Source organism: Pseudomonas poae RE*1-1-14 (assembly GCF_000336465.1).
GTDB classification, from domain to species: Bacteria; Pseudomonadota; Gammaproteobacteria; order Pseudomonadales; family Pseudomonadaceae; genus Aquipseudomonas; species Aquipseudomonas poae.
Genome location: NC_020209.1, coordinates 3,822,899 through 3,842,073, shown reverse-complemented (window position 1 = coordinate 3,842,073; position 19,175 = coordinate 3,822,899). Strand labels below are relative to the sequence as shown.

The following is a 19,175-nucleotide window of genomic DNA, read 5'->3' as shown; positions in this document are numbered from 1 at the left end:
ATCGAACAGGAGTGCCTTGGAGTATGGCACGGGTTGTCGGTTCCGAAGCACCGGGCCTATTGGGAAAAGGACTACAACTGCAGGATCAGGGTTTTCAGCGGCGGCTGTTGATCCTGCGACGGAAAATCGGCTCCCGGCGTCATGATCTGCCAGTCGCGTACCGGTCGCCCGGCTTTTTCGGCGCAGCGCAGCACCTGCTCACGCCAGTCGTCCATGCCCACTTTTGCCAGATTATTGCAGCAGATCAGCACGCCATTGTCGGCGGTTGCCAGCAGCGCTGGCTTGAGCAGGCTCTGGTAGTCACGCAGCAGATCGACCGTGCCGAACGCACTCTTGGCCCACGCGGGCGGATCGAGCAACACCAGGTCGTACTGGCGTTGCTCCAGGCGCGGATAAGCGGGCAGTGTATGGCCGCGACGCTGGGTGATCGGCAGGCCGGCCAGTTGGCGAATCGCCGGAAAGTAATCGGACTGCACGAACTCCATGGTCGGCAATTGCGGGTTCAACAGGCCGTTCTCCCGACCGACAGCGAGGTTGCCCTCGGCAAAGTCCAGGTTGCACACCTCGCGCGCACCACCGGCAGCCGCGCTCAAACCAACGCCGCAGGTGTAGGCGAACAGGTTCAGCACGCTTTTGCCGGCGCTGTGCGCCTTGACCCAGCCACGGGTGTTGCGCAGGTCCAGGAACAACAGCGGGTCCTGCCCGGCATGGCGCCCGCGTACGCGGTAATTGAGGCCCCATTCGTGGCCGATCAGGTCTTCCAATGCCGCCGGCTCTGCGCGGTACACCGTGTCTTCACGGTCGATGCGCGAGTTGCCCCGGGAACGGTCGTTGTACACCAGCAGCAATTCCAGGCCCATGAACTGATTGATCTGTTGGTGCAGGTCCAGCAGGTCTGCGGTGTCCAGCGACTGATGAAAGCTTTGCACCAGCAATTGCGGGCCATAGCGGTCGATGGTCAGGCCGCCGGCGCCTTCCTGGCTGCCGTGGAACAGCCGATAGCAGTCGGTGCCCTGGGCGTGCAGTTCGTTGATCAGGTCTTGGCGATAATCGAGGGCGGCGCGCAGCGCCTGGTTCAGGGGGGACATGGAGCGCGCCTTGCTGTAAATGAGGAAAACAGGGGCGGGGAGTTTAACAGCTAACCCCGGCCAGAGCAGGCCGGGGTCGCGTTGAGACAGGTATCAGCCGCGATGACGACCGCGGAAGTAGTTGATCAGGCCTTGGGTGGAAGCATCTTCGGCTGAGGTTTCTTCGGCGCCGGTCAGGCGGTTGTAGACGCCCTTGCCCAGCTCCTTGCCCAGCTCCACGCCCCATTGGTCGAAAGCGTTGATGCCCCAGATCACGCTCTGCACGAACACTTTGTGCTCATACATTGCCACCAGTGCGCCCAGACGACGTGGGCTGATGCGTTCGACCACGATGGTGTTGCTCGGACGGTTGCCCGGGATCACCTTGTGCGGGGCCAGCTTCTGCACTTCGTCTTCTGCGATGCCTTTGTCGCGCAGCTCCGCTTCGGCTTCGCTGCGGGTCTTGCCGAGCATCAGCGCCTGGCTTTGCGACAGGCAGTTGGCGTAGAGCCACTGATGGTGGTCGGACACCGGGTTGAAGCTGACGATCGGCACAATGAAATCGGCCGGAATCAGTTGGGTACCCTGGTGCAACAACTGATGGTACGCATGCTGGCCGTTGCAGCCCACGCCACCCCAGATGACCGGGCCGGTGTCGGTGGCCACGGGCGTGCCGTCCTGGCGCACGCTCTTGCCGTTGGATTCCATGTCCAACTGCTGCAGGTGTTTGGTGATGTTGCGCAGGTAGTGGTCGTACGGCAGGATCGCATGGCTCTGCGCGCCCCAGAAGTTGCCGTACCACACGCCCAGCAGGCCCAGCAGCACAGGCATGTTCTGTTCGAACGGTGCGGTCAGGAAGTGCTGGTCCATGGTGTAGGCACCCGACAGCAGCTCCTTGAAGTTGGACATACCGATGGCCAGGGCGATGGGCAAACCAATGGCCGACCACAGCGAATAACGACCGCCGACCCAGTCCCACATCGGGAAGATGTTTTCTTCGCGGATACCAAAGGCCACCGCCGCCGCGTTGTTGCTCGACACCGCGATGAAGTGGCGGTACAGCTCGGCTTCCGAGCCGCCCTGGGCCAGGTACCAGGCGCGGGCGGCCTGGGCGTTTTTCAGGGTTTCCAAGGTGTTGAAGGATTTCGACGAGACGATAAACAGCGTGGTCTCGGCGCGCAGCTTCATGGTCAGCTCGTGGAACTCGCTGCCATCGATGTTCGCCAGGTAGTGGCAGCGCACGCCTTTATGGGCGTAGGACAACAGCGCCTCGGAGACCAGTTCCGGGCCGAGAAACGAACCACCGATACCGATGTTCACCACGTCGGTGATCGGCTTTTCGGTGTAGCCACGCCACAGGCCGTCGTGAATGCGGCCGACCAGGTCAGTGATCTGGTTCAGCACCTTGTGCACGTCCGGCATGATATTCACGCCGTTGACCGACAGCTTGTCGCCCACCGGGCGGCGCAGGGCGGTGTGCAGGGCAGGGCGGCCTTCGGAGGAGTTGACCGGTTCGCCGGCATACAGCGCGTCGATCGCATCCTTGAGGCCCACTTCATCGGCCAACCCCACCAGCAGGTCACGGGTCTGGCTGGTGATCAGGTTCTTCGAGTAATCGAGGAAAAGCCCGCAGCTGCTCAGGGTGAACTGGGAAAAGCGCTGCGGATCGGCATTAAAGGCTTCGCGCATGCTGAAATCCTGCATGGCTTGGCGATGTTGAGTGAGCGCTTGCCAGGCGGGCAGCGCGGTAACGTCATGAGGAGTGCGGTAGTACGCCATCGCTGCGGGTTTCCTTTTATTACGGGGACTGCCTTTAGGACACTTCAAAGCCCGGAACGTCCAGTCTTGTCGCAACAATTGGGTTGCGGACAGCGCTGACCTTAGCGCCGGGCGATTACATTAAACCTAGCGTGTCGATATGTCTTGGCTTTGTCTGCGCCGCGGCCGGTACTTTTTTATACCGACCCGGCGATCAGGGCAACAGGCGGGCTGCCTGGGCGGGTCAGTTGAGGTTCAGGTGCAGGTTATCGATCAGCCGGGTGCTGCCCAGAAACGCCGCGACCAGGATCACGATGTCCTGGTCCTGCGCGGTGGCGGGGCGCAGGTGCACGCCCTGGCGCACTTCGAGGTAATCCAGGCGCAACCCGGCGGCTTCGATCTGCCGTACCTGTTCGGCACGTAGGCTGGCGAAATCATGGTCGCCGGCCTTGATGGCGGCAGCGATATGGCTGAGGCTGCGATACAGCACCGGTGCGATTGCGCGCTCCTGCTCGGAGAGAAAACCGTTGCGCGAGGACAGCGCCAGGCCGTCTTCGGCGCGCACGGTGGGCTCGCCGATGATCTGGATCGGCATGTTCAGGTCATGCACCATGGCGCGGATTACCGCCAACTGCTGGTAGTCCTTCTGGCCAAACACGGCGATGTCCGGCTGCACCATGTTGAACAGCTTGCTGACCACCGTGGCCACGCCTTCGAAGTGCCCGGGACGGCTGGCGCCGCACAGGCCTTCAGACACGTGCGGGACGCTGACGCGGGTCTGGCCGCTCATGCCTTCGGGGTACATCTCCTCAACGGTGGGTGCAAACAGCAGGTTGCAGCCGGCCTGCAAGAGTCTCTCCTGGTCGGCGGCGAGGGTGCGCGGGTACTTGTCCAAGTCTTCGTTGGCGCCGAATTGCAGCGGGTTGACGAAGATACTGGCGACCACGAAGTCGGCCTGCTGCGCGGCTTTGGTCACCAGGGTGGCATGACCGTCGTGCAGGTTGCCCATGGTTGGCACGAAGCCGATGCGCTTGCCAGCGCTGCGGGCGTGGGTCACGGCCGCGCGCAGTTCACGCAGGGTTTTTACGGTGTTCATGCAGAAAATCCGTGTTCGGCGGCGGGGAAGGTCACGCCTTTGACGGCGGCGACGTACGCGCTCAAGGCTGCGTGGATGCTGTCCTGGCCGGCCATGAAGTTCTTCACGAACTTGGGCACGCGACCGGTGATCGAGAGGCCCAGCATGTCGTGCAATACCAGCACCTGACCGTCGGTGGCACAGCCCGCGCCGATACCGATGACCGGCACGCTGACGGCCTGGGTGATTTCCGCGGCCAGTTCGCTGGGCACGCATTCGAGCAGAATCATGGCAACCCCGGCTTGTTCCAGGGCGATGGCATCAGCCAGCATCTGGCGCGCCTGGGCTTCGTTGCGACCTTGCACCTTGTAACCGCCGAGGAGGTTCACCGACTGCGGTGTGAGGCCCATGTGGGCGCACACCGGTACGCCGCGCTCGGCCAGCAGGCGGATCGACTCGGCGAGCCACAGCGCACCTTCCACCTTGACCATGTGCGCACCGGCGCGCATCAATTTGCCGGCGTTGAGGAACGTCTGTCCGACGGTGGCGTAGTCCATGAACGGCAGGTCAGCGATGATGAATGCGCCGTCGTTACCGCGTTTGACGCTGGCGGTGTGGTAGGCGAGTTCGTCGGTGGTGACGGGGAGCGTGCTGTCATTCCCTTGAAGAACCATGCCCAGGGAGTCACCTACCAGCAACACGTCGACGCCCGCCTGGCAGCAGGCGTTGGCGAAGGTGGCGTCATAGCAGGTCAGCATGGTGATTTTTTCACCTTTGAGCTTGAGGCTCTGCAAGGTGGTCAGGGTAATGTCTGGCATCGAAAGGGTCCTCGTTCAGGCGCTTGGAAACAGCGAGTAACGCGCGTGAGTCTTCGTTTATACAGGCGCACCGTCTTGAGAGCAGTGCTTATAAGGCCTGGATTGCGCCCTTCAGCGCCGGGTTGGCGGCAGGGGGACGCCTATAGTCGTGAGGAGGACACGGGAAGTCAATTGGATGTGTTACCGCATTGTTACGAGGGCGTTGTTACCGCTGTTACTGACCCGATTCAGCAGGTTGAAGGCGATGACGATCAAAGGTGGGAGCAGACTTGCCTGCCATACAGGCACCTCGGTCTTTCAGTTAGAACGGGTCGATACCTTCGCAGGCAAGCCAGCTCCCACATTGACGGCGTCAGTTCTGGGGAATACGTTCCAGGCCTTCGAACGGGCAAGTTGCCAGCAAGTGGCTTAAAGGCTGGCCGTCCGGTAAATGGAAATTTGCCGGCGCCAATTCGGCCAGTGGATAGAGCACAAATGCCCGCAGGTGCATGTGGTAATGCGGCACCTTCAGACGAGGCTCGTCGATAACACGATCGCCAAACAACAGGATGTCCAGGTCGAGTGTGCGCGGCCCCCAACGCTCAAGGCGCTCGCGGCCCTGATCGTTCTCGATGGCTTGCAACGCATCCAGCAGTTCAAGGGGCGCAAGGCTGCTGTTCAGGGCGGCGACCGCGTTGGTGTAGCGCGGTTGGCCCGGGAGCAGGGAGTCACTTTGATAGAAGGCGGAGACACCGACCACGGTGGTGCCTGGCAACTGCGCCAGCGCCTCGATGGCGCTGCGCAATTGCTGATCCGGGGCAGCCAGGTTGCTGCCCATGCCGATGTAGATACGTTCCACGTTTACTCGCCTGCGGCGCCCGAGGCATCGGTGCCGCTGCGTTTGCGCTTGTTGCTACTGCGCCGACGCTTTTTGGGCGCAGCGCCTTCGCCGTCGCCTTTGCTGCCCAGGTCACGAATCATGTCGCGGCGCCCACTGTCGTTGGCGTCCTGGTAATCGGTCCACCATTCGCCCAGGCCGTCGGTCTGCTCACCGGCGCTTTCACGCAGCAGCAGGAAATCGTAGCCGGCACGGAAGCGCGGGTTGTCCAGCAGCATGTCGGCGCGTTTGCCACTGCGGCGTGGCAGGCGCTCCTGCATGTCCCAGATCTCGCGGATGGGAATGGTGAAACGTTTCGGGATGGCGATGCGCTGGCATTGCTCGGTGATCAGCTCGTGAGCGGCTTCCTGCATCGCCGGAATCGGCGGCATGCCGCGATCCTGCAGGCGCAACACGCGTTTGGGCAAGGCAGGCCATAGCAGCGCGGCAAACAGGAACGCCGGGGTGACCGGTTTGTTCTGCTTGATGCGCAGGTCAGTGTTGGTCAACGCTTCGCTGATCAGGGTGTGGGTGTACGTCGGGTTGTATTCCAGGGCTTCGGCGCTGGCCGGAAACAGAGGATCGAACAGCTGCAGGTCGACGAGCATTTCAAAGGTGTCAGCCGCATAACCCGAGAGAAACAGCTTGAGCACTTCTTCGAACAACCGCGCCGAGGGGATTTCGCGCAGCATCGGGGCCAGTTCGCGAATCGGTGCGGCGGTGTGTTTCTCGATGCCGAAATTCAGCTTGGCGGCAAAGCGCACGGCCCGCAGCATACGTACCGGGTCTTCCTGGTAGCGCTGCGTCGGTTCACCGATCAGGCGGATCAGGTTGTTGCGAATATCGGGCACGCCATTGGCGTAATCGAGGATGCGCTCGCTGACCGGATCGTAATACAGCGCATTGATGGTGAAGTCGCGGCGCTGCGCGTCTTCTTCCAGAGTGCCGTAAACGTTATCGCGCAGGATGCGCCCACTTTCGTTGCGGGAAGACTGGTTGGTGTCTTCCTCTTCATCGTTTTGCGGATGACCGGCACGGAAGGTCGCGACTTCGATGATTTCGCGACCGAAGTGAATGTGCACGAGCTTGAAGCGGCGACCGATGATGCGCGCATTGCGAAACTCGGCACGCACCTGTTCGGGCGTGGCACTGGTGGCGACGTCGAAATCCTTGGGCGTGATATTGAGCAGCATGTCACGTACGCAGCCGCCCACCAGATAGGCCTGGTAGCCGGCGTTCTGCAAGCGTTCGACGATGTTCACCGCGTAGCGGCTGAACTGAGCGCGCTGCAATGAATGCTGATTGCTGTTAAGCACTTCAGGCGTGCTGCGAATGTGTTGCGTACGACGCACGGGAGAACGGAATGACTGGAACAACTTCTTCAGCATGGGATGCACTGTTTGAAGGAATGTTCGGCCATAACGAGGAATGACCGCATGATGGGCCGGGATTCTAGCATTTAGTCAGGGGATGGTGTAGGAACAAGCTGCAAGCGTTGCTCTGAAAGCTTCAAACGACTGCCGGGAGGGGTAAAACGCAGAAACTACAAGGGGAGCCGAAGCTCCCCCAGAAGTAGTTGCGTACTCTATTTTTATTATTAGTGTCGGGCTTCTTGTTTTTATTGATCGCCCTCGTCAGGAAGCTTCACCTTCATGACACTCCCAATCGGGAGCCAAGAGCAAACGGATTGCTTTGGTCGCTGTGTTGCTGATCTACGATCCAACCAGTTCAGGCTCTGCCTTAGGGCAGTTTTTGTTGTTCTCGGCCTGGTTGCGGGGCAAGCCCCAAATGCAACGCCTCTCCAAAAGAATCAGTTAGCTGCGCCTCCGCCGTGTTGTTTTTGTTATGCGTGAGTCGATTCGTCTTATTTTTATTGTCTTGTTCAGAGCTTGTTATTGTTTTTGTACTAAGCATATAGCAGGGTGCGTGCCAACTTTAGCGACGCCCAGCAAAAGCAGGGGGTTGAGACGGTTTCGGGTTTTTTGCCGACGAAAAAAAGCCGGGGCTTCGTTACCGTAAGCCCCGGCTTTTGTTACGCGAAATATCCGCGGTAACAGTTTTTTCACATCTGAGGGTGTTACCTGTGAGGGCGCCCCCTCAACTCTCGCTGGCAACGCCGGTCTTGCGCCGCGGAATGCCCAGGCGCTGGCGCCGTTCCCACAGGCATTTGCGGCTCACACCCAGCTTGCGCGCCAGTTCGGTCTCGGTCATGTGATCCTGGTGCTCCAGCACGAAATGCTGAAAGTAATCTTCCAGTGACAGGTCTTCGGTCGGCTCATGACTGGTGTTGCTGCCGCCCGGTTGCGGCGCCAGGCCGATGAAGTCGTCATCCTCCAGATCACTGAGTTCGATATCGATACCCAGCAGCTCGGCGGAAATCTCCGGGCTCTCCGACAGGATGACCGCGCGCTCCACTGCGTTTTCCAGTTCGCGCACGTTACCTGGCCACGAGTAGTGCCGAATCGCCTGCTCGGCGTCCGGAGCAAACTTCAGGTCGGTACGGTTGATGCGCGCGCTCTGGCGCAGCAGGAACGCACTGGCGATCTCATTGACGTCGGCGCCACGCTCACGCAGGGCGGGCAGCTTGAGGGCGATCACGTGCAAGCGGTAATACAGGTCTTCACGGAACTGGCCGATCTTGGCCAGGCTCTTGAGATCCCGGTGGGTCGCGGCGATCAGGCGCACATCGACCTTCTGCGACTGCACCGAGCCGACGCGTCGAATCTCGCCTTCCTGCAATACCCGCAGTAACCGCGCCTGCGCTTCCAGTGGCAGTTCGCCAATCTCGTCAAGGAACAGGGTGCCGCCATCCGCCGCTTCCACCAGCCCCGCACGCCCGGCGCTGGCGCCAGTGAACGCGCCTTTTTCGTGGCCGAACAGCTCGGACTCGATCAGGGATTCGGGGATTGCCGCGCAGTTCACCGAGATCATTGGCGCCTTTGCGCGCCGGGAGAGATTGTGCAGCGCACGCGCCACCAGTTCCTTACCGGTGCCGGACTCGCCCTGGATCAACACGTTGGAGTCGGTGGGCGCCACTTTGCGGATTTTGCTGTACAGATCCTGCATGGGCGGGCAGGAACCGATGATGCCGATCTCGCCATTGCTGTTGTCGACGCCCGGTTTTTCGGCGGTTTTGCCGGTCGGGCGCGGTTCGGCCGGTGTGCCGCCGGACGACTGACGGTCACGCAGGATGCGCGCCACGGCCTGGAGCATCTCGTCGTGGTCGAACGGTTTGGCGATGTAGTCCACCGCGCCCATCTTCATGGAGTCCACGGCCGAACGCAGGCTGGCATAGCTGGTCATGATCAGCACCGGGGTGCCCTGGCCCAGCTTGATCAGCTCGGTGCCCGGTGCGCCGGGCAGGCGCAGGTCGCTGACAATCAGGTCGAACGTGGGAATGCTGAATCGCTCCTGCGCTTCCTGCACCGAGCCGGCTTCGCTGACCTGGTACTGATTGCGCTCAAGCAGGCGACGCAAGGCAGAGCGGATGATGGTTTCGTCTTCGACGATCAAAATGTGCGGCATTGATTCAATTCTCTCGACGGTCTCAGTTCACAGCGGACGTCGCTTCGACATGACGCGGCAAGGTCACCCGTATACGGGTGCCGCGTTGGCTTTCAAGGTCAGCCGGGCTGTCGATGGTGATTTGTCCATAATGCTCTTCAACGATGGAATAGACCAGCGCAAGGCCCAGACCGGTGCCTTCACCGGGATCCTTGGTGGTGAAGAAAGGTTCGAACAATCGGTCCATGATGTTCTGTGGAATGCCGCTGCCTTCATCTTCCACGATCAGGTCGACCGTGTGCTCGAAAGCCTCGGTCTTGACCCGCACCGCGCCGCCGGCGGGCGTTGCATCGCGGGAGTTGGACAGCAGGTTGATCAGCACCTGGGCCAGGCGTTGTGAGTCGCCGTCGACCCAGTGTTCCGGGTCGCACAGGTTGAAGAACTGTACCTCGAAATTGCGCCGGTTCAAGGCCAGCAGCCCAATGGCATCCTGGGCGACTTCTGCCAGGCACACCGCCTCGTCCTGATTCTGATGGGCGCCCGCGTGGGCAAAGCTCATCAGCGATTGCACGATGCGTGACACGCGCTTGGTCTGCTCAAGGATCTGCCCGCTGATCTCAGTGATTTCGCCGTCTTCCTCGCGCTCTTCGCGCAGGTTTTGCGCCAGACACGCGATACCGGTAATCGGGTTGCCGATCTCGTGGGCCACGCCGGCGGCCAGGCGACCAATGCTGGCCAGGCGCTCGGAGTGCACCAGCTTGTCTTCGAGCATCTGGGTGTCGGTCAGGTCTTCCACCAGCAGCACCAGGCCGCTGTTGCCGGGGGCCAGGGGCTCGTCGATGGCGGCCTTGTGCAGGTTGAGCCAGCGTGTCTGGCCGTCCAGGGCCAGGTGCTGTTTGTGCAAGTGCTCGTCGGGCAGGTTGATAAAACCCTGTAACAATTCCTTCCACGGATCGCCGAGGGTATTAAGGCGTGAGCCCACCACCCGCTGCGCGGCTATACCGGTGAGTTCTTCCATGGCCTTGTTCCACATCAGGATCTCCTGATCCTTGGCCAGGGAGCACACGCCCATCGGCAACTCCTGCAAGGTCTGGCGGTGATAGCGGCGCAGGGCGTCGAGTTCGGCGGCAAGGCCTGTGAGGCGCGAGTGGTAGTCCTCCAGCCGGCTTTCGATGAAGTGGATGTCTTCGGTCACATAGTTTTCGCCGCCGGCCTTGTAGGGCAGGAAGGTTTCCACCATGTCCTGGGACACGCTGGGGCCCATCAGGCCGGACAGGTTGGCTTCGATACGGTCGCGCAGGCGGCGCAAGGCGTAGGGGCGGCGTTCGTCGAATGGCAGGTACAGGTCACGCAGCGCCTGTTCGACTTCCTTTTGCGCGGCCTTGGCGCCCAGCGGCTTGGCCAGTTGGGTGGCGAACTCCTGAGGCGAGGCCGCGTGCAGTTCGCGGCGTTGCGGACGGCGTACGTTGTCCACCGCGCAGGCTTCGGCGGCACTGGTTTCTTCGGGGCTGGCGTTGGTGAACAGCGAGATCAGCGTGAACATCAGCACGTTGGCCGCCAGCGAGGCAATTGCCGCCATGTGCCAGCTGGTGTCGTCGAGCACGTAGATCATGTTCAACAGCGGGATATAGAAACCCTGCAGGTTGCCAACCAGCGGCAGCAGCATGGTCATCACCCACACGAGAATGCCCGCCAGCAGCCCGGCGATAAAACCGCGACGGTTGGCGGTCGGCCAGTACAACACCGACAACACACCCGGCAAAAACTGTAGGGTGGCGACGAAGGCGACGATGCCCAGATTGGCCAGGTCCTGGCCGGCACCCAGCATCAGGTAAAAGCCGTAGCCAGCCATGATGATCGCGACAATCAGCGCGCGGCGCGTCCATTTGAGCCAGCGGTAGATATTGCCTTCGGCCGGCGGCTGATAAAGCGGCAGCACCAGATGGTTGAGCGCCATGCCCGACAGCGCCAGGGTAGTGACGATGATCAGCCCGCTGGCCGCCGACAGACCGCCGACGTACGCCAGCAAGGCCAGGGCCGGACTGTTGGCGGCGATGCCGATGCCGAGGGTGAAATACTCCGGATTGGTAGTGGCCCCAAGCTTGAGCCCGGCCCACAGGATCAACGGCACCGCCAGGCTCATCAGCAGCAAAAACAGCGGCAGGCCCCAGCTGGCGCTGACCAGCGAGCGCGGGTTGAGGTTTTCGGTGAACGTCATGTGGTACATGTGCGGCATCACGATCGCCGAGGCGAAGAACACCAGCAGCAGCGTGCGCCAGGGGCCTTCCTGCAGCGGCGTGTGCAGGGCGGCGAGGGCGGTCTGGTTTTGCAGCAGCCACAGTTCCAGTTGCTGCGGGCCGTCGAACACGCCGTAGAGCGCATACAGGCCGACGCCGCCAATGGCGATCAGCTTGATCACCGATTCGAAGGCAATTGCAAACACCAGGCCTTCGTGTTTCTCGCGGGTTGCGATATGCCGTGAGCCGAAGAAAATCGTGAACAGCGTGATCAGTGCACAAAAGGCCAGGGCCACGCGGTGCTGCACCGGCTCGCGGGTGAGGATGCTGATGGAGTCGGCCACCGCCTGGATCTGCAGGGCCAGCAAGGGCAGTACGCCGATCAGCATGAAAATGGTGGTGAGCGCACCGGCCCAGGTGCTGCGAAAACGGAAGGCGAAGAGGTCGGCCAGGGACGACAACTGGTAAGTACGGGTGATTTTCAGGATCGGGTACAGCAGCACCGGCGCCAGCAAAAAGGCGCCGGACACCCCGAGGTAGCTGGAGAGAAACCCGTAGCCATACTGGTAGGCCAGGCCCACGGTGCCGTAGAACGCCCAGGCGCTGGCATACACGCCCAAGGACAAGGTGTAGGTCAACGGATGGCGAATGATCGCCCGCGGGATCATGCCGCGCTCACTGATCCAGGCGACGGCGAACAGCGCGGCCAGGTAGGCGGCGCTGATCAACAGCATCTGGGTGAGGCTAAAGCTCATCGGCATCTTTTTGGCTCTGCAGGATGAAAGTCACGACGATCAGGATCAGCCACAGCAGATAAGGGCGATACCAGGCGCCGGTGGCGTCGATCCACCAATCCATGATGGCGGGGGAAAACAGGTAGATCCCGACGACCAGCAGCAGGACCAATCGATAGATGTACATGTTGGCCTCTGATTAAAAAACTGCCGCGATGGTAACGGATGCCGGGCCGGCTGCAAGCGCCTTCAACTCAATTGCGCTTCGGCCAGGGTAAGCGTGCGCGGAATCTGTAGCGGATCCCAGTGCCGGATGCCCCAGTCCAGCAGTTCCCGTGGGCTGGCGTGAAGCAGTTCGTCACCAGGTTGCTGGCCGAGGGCGCGCAAGGCGCGCAGCAGCAGCGGCGTGGCCTGGTCCTGAGTCAGTGGCGGTGAACGGTAGGATTTACCCAGCTTGTTGCCGTCCGGCTGCACGATCAGCGGCACGTGCAGGTAGCGCGGCTGGCGCAGGCCCAGCAGCTCCTGCAGGTACAGCTGGCGCGGCGTGGAGTCGAGCAGGTCGGCGCCGCGCACGATGTCGGTCACACCCTGCCAGGCATCGTCGAGTACCACGGCCAATTGGTAGGCGTACAGACCGTCGCGGCGGCGGATGACGAAATCGCCAGCCTCGCGACCCAGGTGCTGTCGGAATTCACCCTGAACGCGATCAGTAAAATGGTAGGCAAGCTCCGGCACGCGCAGGCGGATCGCTGCATCCTGCTGGTCGTGACCGGCGTTGCGGCACAAACCGGGGTAAATCCCGTTGTAGGGTTCCAGCTGTTTGCGTGAGCAGGTGCACGCGTAAGCCAGGCCATGGTTGAACAGGTCGTTCAGCACCTTGGCGTAGGCGTCGTGCCGTTCGCTTTGTCGGACCAGATCGTCATCCCATTCGAAGCCATAGCTTTCCAGCGCATGCAGGATGGCGGCCTGGGCGCCGGGTTCTTCGCGGGGAGGGTCGAGGTCTTCCATGCGCATCAGCCAGCGGCCGTGGTTGGCGCGGGCGTCGAGGTAGGAGGCAAGGGCGGCGAACAGGGAGCCGAAATGCAGGTGGCCGCTGGGCGTGGGGGCGAAACGCCCTATATAGGTAGAGGCTGTCATGGGCCGGATACTACTGGAAACAGGAACGCCAGATACACAAATGGGGCGTTTGCACGCCCCATTCGTTTCAGTTCGGCAGGAATTACTTGCCGACCTGTTTTTCCTTGATTTCAGCCAAGGTCTTGCAGTCTACGCACAGGTCTGCGGTTGGGCGGGCTTCCAGGCGGCGAATACCGATCTCGACGCCGCAGGATTCGCACCAGCCGTATTCCTCGTCCTTGATCAGTTGCAACGTTTTGTCGATCTTTTTGATCAGCTTGCGCTCGCGATCACGGGCGCGCAGCTCCAGAGCGAACTCTTCTTCCTGGCTGGCACGGTCGGCCGGGTCAGGGAAGTTGGCTGCTTCGTCCTTCATGTGGTCAACGGTACGATCAACCTCCTGCATCAAGTCCTGTTTCCACTTGTTCAGGATCTTGGTGAAGTGCTCGCGCATGGGCTCGCCCATGTACTCCTCGCCCTTTTTTTCCACATAAGGGTCGAAGCCGCCGAGGCCTTGAGTCTGCTGTTGCTTTGCTTGGGTGGACATGAATAGACCGCCTCTCACTCTTCTAATCCATTGCGCAGGATTGCAACGTCACCGACACCTGCCGGCCCTGCGGCTGCAAGCGGGCGAACTTACCAGATAGATTCGGGGTGCGCCACTCCCGGTTGTCGAGGCATCTCGACAGGGCTGCCAACCGCTGCAGCCCGCCATGGTTAGGCGTGGAGCGCCTCGAAGGTTGATTTTAGTCGTTTTGCTGGCACGTGCTGGCCCATGTGGGGCGGCCGAACAGGCGATAGAGCATGTATTAACGCAAGGGTTCGGTAGAATCCTGACTTTGTTCTCACGCTTTAAGGAAGGCTAATGGCCCAGCCCTACAGTGCGCGCAGCCGCGCCATCGAACCGTTTCATGTCATGGCGTTGCTGGCACGAGCCAATGAGCTGCAGGCGGCCGGTCTGGATGTGATTCACCTGGAAATCGGCGAGCCGGATTTCACCACCGCCGAGCCTATCATTCAGGCCGGCCAGGCCGCGCTGGCCAATGGCAAGACACGCTATACCGCTGCCCGTGGGTTGCCCGAGTTGCGTGAGGCAATCAGCGGGTTTTATCAGCAGCGCTACGGATTGAACGTAGATCCTGAGCGCATTCTGATTACACCCGGTGGCTCCGGCGCCCTGTTATTGGCCAGCAGCCTGCTGGTCGATCCTGGCAAGCACTGGCTGTTGGCCGACCCCGGCTACCCCTGCAATCGACACTTTCTGCGCCTGGTGGAAGGTGCAGCCCAACTGGTGCCGGTCGGCCCGGACGTGCGTTATCAACTGACCGCCGAGTTGGTGGCCAAGCACTGGGACCAGGACAGCGTGGGCGCCCTCGTCGCATCGCCGGCAAACCCGACCGGCACCCTGCTCACGCGGGACGAACTGGCCGGTCTGTCCAAGGCAATCAAGGCGCGCAACGGGCATCTGGTGGTGGATGAGATCTATCACGGCCTGACCTACGGCATCGATGCCGCCAGCGTGCTGGAAGTCGATGATGAGGCGTTTGTCCTGAATAGTTTTTCCAAGTATTTCGGGATGACCGGCTGGCGCCTCGGTTGGCTGGTGGCGCCGCCCGATGCGGTGGCGGATTTGGAGAAACTGGCGCAAAACCTCTACATCAGTGCGCCGAGCATGGCCCAGCATGCCGCGCTCGCCTGCTTTACGCCGCAAACCCTGAGCATTCTGGAAGCGCGCCGCGCCGAGTTCGGCCGCCGCCGTGACTTCCTGCTGCCGGCGCTGCGTGAGCTTGGTTTTGGTATTGCGGTGGAACCGGAGGGGGCGTTCTATTTGTATGCCGATATCAGCGCATTCGGCGGCGATGCCTTCGCGTTCTGCCGACATTTCCTGGAGACCGAACACGTGGCATTTACGCCCGGGCTGGACTTTGGCCGCTACCAGGCCGGTCATCACGTGCGTTTTGCCTACACGCAGAACCTTGATCGCCTGCAGGAGGCGGTGGAGCGCATCGCCCGTGGCTTGCGGAGCTGGCAAGGCTGATGCGCTTTTATCCTCCCCTTGAAGAAGCGCGACTGATTCGCCGCTACAAGCGTTTTCTTACCGATATCGAAACCGTTACCGGCGAGTTACTCACTATTCACTGTCCGAACACCGGTTCGATGCTCAATTGCATGGTCGAGGGCGGGCAAGTCTGGTTCAGTCGCTCCGATGACCCCAAGCGCAAGTTGCCCGGCACTTGGGAAATCGCCGAGACACCACAGGGCCGGCTGGCGTGCGTGAATACGGCGCGGGCCAACCAATTGGTCGAGGAAGCGCTGCGCGCCGGAGTGATCAGCGAGCTCAACGGCTTTACTGCGCTGAAGCGAGAGGTGCCTTACGGCCAGGAGAAAAGCCGGATCGATTTTCGCCTTGAGTACCCGGAGGGGGCGGCGTATGTCGAAGTCAAAAGTGTCACCTTGGGGTTCGACGGCTCGGCGGTGGCGGCGTTTCCCGACGCGGTGACCCAGCGTGGCGCGAAACATTTGCGCGAACTGGCGCACCTGGCTCGCAGCGGGGTGCGTGCGGTACAGCTGTATTGCGTGAATCTTTCCGGGATCGAAGCGGTGCGCCCTGCCGTGGAGATTGACGCCGGCTACGCTGACGCTTTGCGTGAGGCCAAGGCGGCGGGTGTCGAGGTGCTGGCCTATGGTGTGCGCGTGACCCACGAAGAAATCGTAGTGGACCGCAAGCTCCAGGTGTTGCTCGGCGACTAGAATTGCACCCACAGGCCGTGTTCGTCTTCGCGGACGGGCAGGGCCGTGAGGCTTTGACCTGCGCAAGGCCCGGCGATGCACTCACCACTTTCGATGAGGAACAGCGCACCGTGCGTGGCGCACTGGATCAGGCTGGCGCTCTCGTCGAGGAAGCGATCAGGCTGCCATTCCAGCGGGATGCCGCGATGAGGGCAGCGGTTGATGTAGAAGTAGGCGATGCCATCGCGGCGCACGGCCAACAGCTTGCAACCGTCTATTTCAAAACCGAGGCTGCTGTCGGGCGCGAGGGTATGGGAGGGGCAGACGAACTTCATTTCAATCCTCAAGTGCCTTGACGTGTAAATGCAAACAATTATCAAATGCCGGCTTCATCCGTCAGTTGATCTTGCGCTCAGTACGATGCCCGGCAGCAATTATCTGTCACATCATTGCGTGCTGGAGCGGCTTTGCCCCTTGAAGGAAACCCTGTTATGCGCCTATGTACCAGCGCTATTGCGCTTGTTGTCGGACTGCTGGTCAACCCTGGGGCGCACGCCTCGCAACCGCCACAACGCTGGGTGAGTGCCGGCGGTGCGCTGACCGAATGGGTGGCCGCCCTGGGCGGCGAGTCGAAGCTTGTGGGCGTGGATACGACCAGTCAGCATCCCGAGTCAGTCAAAGCGCTACCCAGTATCGGTTATCAGCGGCAATTGTCGGCTGAAGGCATTCTGAGCTTGCGCCCGCAGGTATTGATCGGTACCGAAGAAATGGGCCCGCCGCCGGTATTGGCGCAGGTTCGGGGTGCGGGTGTCCAGGTGGAGATGTTCTCCGCACAGCCGGATTTGCCGACACTCAAGGGCAACCTTGAGCACCTGGGGAAATTGCTGGGCAATGAGGCCAAGGCTCGCCAATTGTTTACCGGATACGAGCAGGCGCTGAATCAGCAGAAAAGCGCGATCGCCAAGGCGCAGGCCATGCAAAAGGCACCGGGTGTGTTGCTGCTGCTCGGTCACGCAGGGGGCAAGCCGCTGATCGCCGGCAAGGACACGGCGGCAGACTGGCTGTTGCAACAGGCGGGCGGTCATAACCTGGCGACCCACACCGGTTACAAACCGTTCTCGACCGAGTCGCTGGCGGGTTTGAGCCCGGATGTACTGGTGTTTGCTGATCGGGCGCTGACCGGCGACGCGGCGCGTACGGCGTTGTTCAAGGAAAATCCGATCCTGGCCGCTACGCCTGCCGCCAAAAATGGCTGGGTGTTTGAGCTGGACCCGACGCTGTTGGTGGGTGGGCTCGGACCACGTCTGCCACAAACTCTGATGAAACTGTCTGTCGAGTTTTATCCGTCTCAGGCTGAATCCGCCCCATGACCACGCTGGTCAGACCCAAAACGCTGTTTATTGGCTTGGCATTGTTATGTGTCCTGGCGATCTGGCTTTCGTTGGCCCTTGGCCCTGTCAGCCTGCCGTTGCTGGATACGGCCAGGGCCGCTTTGCGTTTGATGGGATTGCCGATTGACCCTCAAGGGTTGGAGCAGGCGCAACTGATCCTCGGGCAGATCCGTTTGCCGCGCACCTTGCTGGGCCTGGCGGTCGGTGGCGTGCTGGCGCTGTCGGGCGTGGCGATGCAGGGGCTGTTTCGCAACCCGCTGGCCGATCCCGGGTTGGTGGGGGTGTCCAGCGGTGCCGCGTTGGGGGCGGCGGTCGCGATTGTCGGCGGTTCGTTGTTTGGCGGCCTACCGGATGCAGTCGGCCCTTATCTGTTGTCGTTGTGCGCATTTATCGGCGGTCTGGGCGTGACGGCGCTGGTTTACCGCCTGGGTCGGCGAAACGGTCAGACCAATGTGGCGATCATGTTGCTGGCCGGCATCGCTCTGACGGCGCTGGCCGGTTCTGCCGTGGGCCTGTTCACTTATCTGGCGGACGACGCCACCTTGCGCACCTTGACCTTCTGGAATCTGGGGAGCCTGAACGGCGCCAGTTATTCTCGGTTGTGGCCGTTGCTGCTGGTGAGCGCGGGGGTGGCGCTGTGGTTGCCGCGCCGAGCGAAAGCGTTGAATGCGCTGTTGTTGGGTGAATCCGAGGCTGGGCACCTGGGCATTGATGTCGAAGGGCTCAAGCGTGAATTGGTGTTCTGCACGGCGCTCGGCGTAGGCGCTGCGGTGGCGGCGGCGGGGATGATCGGGTTTGTCGGGTTGGTGGTGCCCCATTTGGTGCGATTGCTGGCCGGCCCCGATCATCGGGTGTTGCTGCCCGCCTCGGTATTGGCCGGTGCGAGCCTGCTGTTGTTCGCCGATCTTGTTGCGCGGCTGGCGCTGGCGCCGGCTGAATTGCCGATTGGGATTGTGACGGCGTTTATCGGCGCGCCGTTTTTTCTCTATTTATTGTTGCGAGGGCGCGCCTGATGCTGCGAGTAGAGGCGCTGCAGGTTCGCCGGGGTGGCAAAATTGTCTTGGCGGATGTCACGCTGGCGCTGTTGTCGGGCGAGGTAATCGGCGTGCTGGGCCCCAATGGTGCCGGCAAAAGCACCTTGCTCGGCGCGTTGTGCGGTGAGTTGCAGCCCGACCAGGGCAAGGTGTGGCTGGACCAGCAGGAGTTGAAACACTGGAGCGGCGCGCAACGCGCACAGCGCCTGGCCGTGCTGCCCCAGTCATCGACCCTGGATTTTGCCTTTCGTGTCGAAGAGGTGGTTGGCATGGGGCGCCTGCCCCATCAAACCGGACGGGTGCGTGATGATGAAATCATTGAGGCCGCGTTGCAGGCGGCGGATGTCGGGCACTTGATTGGCCGCAGCTATCTTTCGCTGTCCGGCGGCGAGCGTCAGCGTGTGCATCTTGCGCGGGTGTTGGCGCAGTTATGGCCGGGTGAAACGGGGCAGACATTGCTGTTGGACGAGCCGACGTCGATGCTTGATCCACTGCATCAGCACACGGTCTTGCAGGCGATACGCACCTTTGCCGACCGAGGCGCTGCGGTGCTGGTGATTCTGCATGACCTGAATCTGGCCGCACGCTATTGCGACCGGATTCTGCTGCTCGAAGACGGGCGGCCTCATGCGTTGAACACACCGCTGCAAGTGTTGCAGCCCGGGCCGCTCAAAGCCGTATTTGGTCTTGATGTATTGGTGCAGCCGCACCCGGAACGTGGGCACCCGTTAATCATTGCGCGCTGACGCGTACTTTTTTACGGGCAAAAAAAGACCCGGCAAGAGCCGGGTCAAATAACCGTGATTAGCCTGATGAGGAGATAATCTGAGAGTCCGAACCAATGGTCTTTCAGTT

17 protein-coding genes are annotated in these 19,175 nt (G+C 61.5%); 5 read left to right on the top strand and 12 right to left on the bottom strand.

Going from position 1 to position 19,175, the window contains the following annotated elements:
* Nucleotides 1-71: 71 nt before the first annotated feature.
* From H045_RS16760 to dksA, 11 genes are all read right to left on the bottom strand, one after another.
* Nucleotides 72-1,088 (bottom strand): class I SAM-dependent rRNA methyltransferase, encoded by a 1,017-nt coding sequence (locus H045_RS16760; RefSeq protein WP_015372963.1) that lies wholly within the window; start codon nucleotides 1,086-1,088, stop codon nucleotides 72-74.
* A 93-nt stretch (nucleotides 1,089-1,181) separates the two neighbouring features.
* Nucleotides 1,182-2,846 carry a glucose-6-phosphate isomerase gene (gene pgi, locus H045_RS16755; protein ID WP_003235015.1) on the bottom strand — a complete coding sequence of 555 codons (1,665 nt, stop codon included), beginning with the start codon at nucleotides 2,844-2,846 and terminating at the stop codon, nucleotides 1,182-1,184.
* Between the two features lie 223 nt (nucleotides 2,847-3,069).
* Nucleotides 3,070-3,921: a pantoate--beta-alanine ligase gene (panC, locus tag H045_RS16750; protein WP_003235013.1), complete on the bottom strand. Its 852-nt coding sequence runs from the start codon at nucleotides 3,919-3,921 to the stop codon at nucleotides 3,070-3,072.
* Complete coding sequence (panB, locus tag H045_RS16745; RefSeq protein WP_015372962.1) at nucleotides 3,918-4,718, bottom strand: 3-methyl-2-oxobutanoate hydroxymethyltransferase; 801 nt, start codon at nucleotides 4,716-4,718, stop codon at nucleotides 3,918-3,920. Before panB ends, panC begins: the two co-directional genes overlap by 4 nt.
* Before the next feature lie 352 nt (nucleotides 4,719-5,070).
* Nucleotides 5,071-5,556: a 2-amino-4-hydroxy-6-hydroxymethyldihydropteridine diphosphokinase gene (folK, locus tag H045_RS16740; protein ID WP_003235009.1), complete on the bottom strand. Its 486-nt coding sequence runs from the start codon at nucleotides 5,554-5,556 to the stop codon at nucleotides 5,071-5,073.
* A gap of 2 nt (nucleotides 5,557-5,558) precedes the next feature.
* Nucleotides 5,559-6,962, bottom strand: coding sequence for a polynucleotide adenylyltransferase PcnB (locus H045_RS16735; RefSeq protein WP_015372961.1), 1,404 nt, complete (start codon nucleotides 6,960-6,962; stop codon nucleotides 5,559-5,561).
* Between the two features lie 709 nt (nucleotides 6,963-7,671).
* Nucleotides 7,672-9,099, bottom strand: a complete 1,428-nt coding sequence (locus H045_RS16730; RefSeq protein WP_003235006.1) for a sigma-54-dependent transcriptional regulator — start codon at nucleotides 9,097-9,099, stop codon at nucleotides 7,672-7,674.
* A gap of 22 nt (nucleotides 9,100-9,121) precedes the next feature.
* On the bottom strand, nucleotides 9,122-12,076 hold the full coding sequence (locus H045_RS16725; protein WP_167325118.1) for a sensor histidine kinase: 2,955 nt from the start codon (nucleotides 12,074-12,076) through the stop codon (nucleotides 9,122-9,124).
* Complete coding sequence (locus H045_RS24935; protein ID WP_003176118.1) at nucleotides 12,060-12,236, bottom strand: hypothetical protein; 177 nt, start codon at nucleotides 12,234-12,236, stop codon at nucleotides 12,060-12,062. Before H045_RS24935 ends, H045_RS16725 begins: the two co-directional genes overlap by 17 nt.
* A gap of 62 nt (nucleotides 12,237-12,298) precedes the next feature.
* Complete coding sequence (gene gluQRS, locus H045_RS16715; RefSeq protein WP_015372960.1) at nucleotides 12,299-13,186, bottom strand: tRNA glutamyl-Q(34) synthetase GluQRS; 888 nt, start codon at nucleotides 13,184-13,186, stop codon at nucleotides 12,299-12,301.
* A gap of 82 nt (nucleotides 13,187-13,268) precedes the next feature.
* Nucleotides 13,269-13,712 (bottom strand): RNA polymerase-binding protein DksA, encoded by a 444-nt coding sequence (dksA, locus tag H045_RS16710; RefSeq protein ID WP_003235002.1) that lies wholly within the window; start codon nucleotides 13,710-13,712, stop codon nucleotides 13,269-13,271.
* Between the two features lie 318 nt (nucleotides 13,713-14,030).
* On the opposite strand from dksA, the gene H045_RS16705 reads away from it, so the two are divergent.
* Complete coding sequence (locus H045_RS16705) at nucleotides 14,031-15,203, top strand: pyridoxal phosphate-dependent aminotransferase (RefSeq protein WP_003235001.1); 1,173 nt, start codon at nucleotides 14,031-14,033, stop codon at nucleotides 15,201-15,203.
* Complete coding sequence (gene sfsA, locus H045_RS16700; RefSeq protein ID WP_003235000.1) at nucleotides 15,203-15,916, top strand: DNA/RNA nuclease SfsA; 714 nt, start codon at nucleotides 15,203-15,205, stop codon at nucleotides 15,914-15,916. Before H045_RS16705 ends, sfsA begins: the two co-directional genes overlap by 1 nt.
* On the opposite strand, the gene H045_RS16695 is transcribed toward sfsA, so the two are convergent.
* On the bottom strand, nucleotides 15,913-16,230 hold the full coding sequence (locus tag H045_RS16695; protein WP_003234999.1) for a Rieske (2Fe-2S) protein: 318 nt from the start codon (nucleotides 16,228-16,230) through the stop codon (nucleotides 15,913-15,915). The two genes, sfsA and H045_RS16695, sit on opposite strands and share 4 nt — an antisense overlap.
* 156 nt (nucleotides 16,231-16,386) lie before the next feature.
* Between H045_RS16695 and H045_RS16690 the strand changes: the two genes are divergently transcribed.
* From H045_RS16690 to H045_RS16680, 3 genes are read left to right on the top strand one after another with little or no spacing between them, the layout of a single operon-like run.
* On the top strand, nucleotides 16,387-17,265 hold the full coding sequence (locus H045_RS16690; protein WP_003234998.1) for a heme/hemin ABC transporter substrate-binding protein: 879 nt from the start codon (nucleotides 16,387-16,389) through the stop codon (nucleotides 17,263-17,265).
* Complete coding sequence (locus H045_RS16685; RefSeq protein ID WP_015372959.1) at nucleotides 17,262-18,299, top strand: FecCD family ABC transporter permease; 1,038 nt, start codon at nucleotides 17,262-17,264, stop codon at nucleotides 18,297-18,299. Before H045_RS16690 ends, H045_RS16685 begins: the two co-directional genes overlap by 4 nt.
* A complete protein-coding gene (locus H045_RS16680; protein WP_003234996.1) occupies nucleotides 18,299-19,066 on the top strand; it encodes a heme ABC transporter ATP-binding protein in 768 nt (255 codons plus the stop codon). The genes H045_RS16685 and H045_RS16680 overlap by 1 nt, the downstream gene beginning before the upstream one ends.
* Nucleotides 19,067-19,175 lie beyond the last annotated feature (109 nt).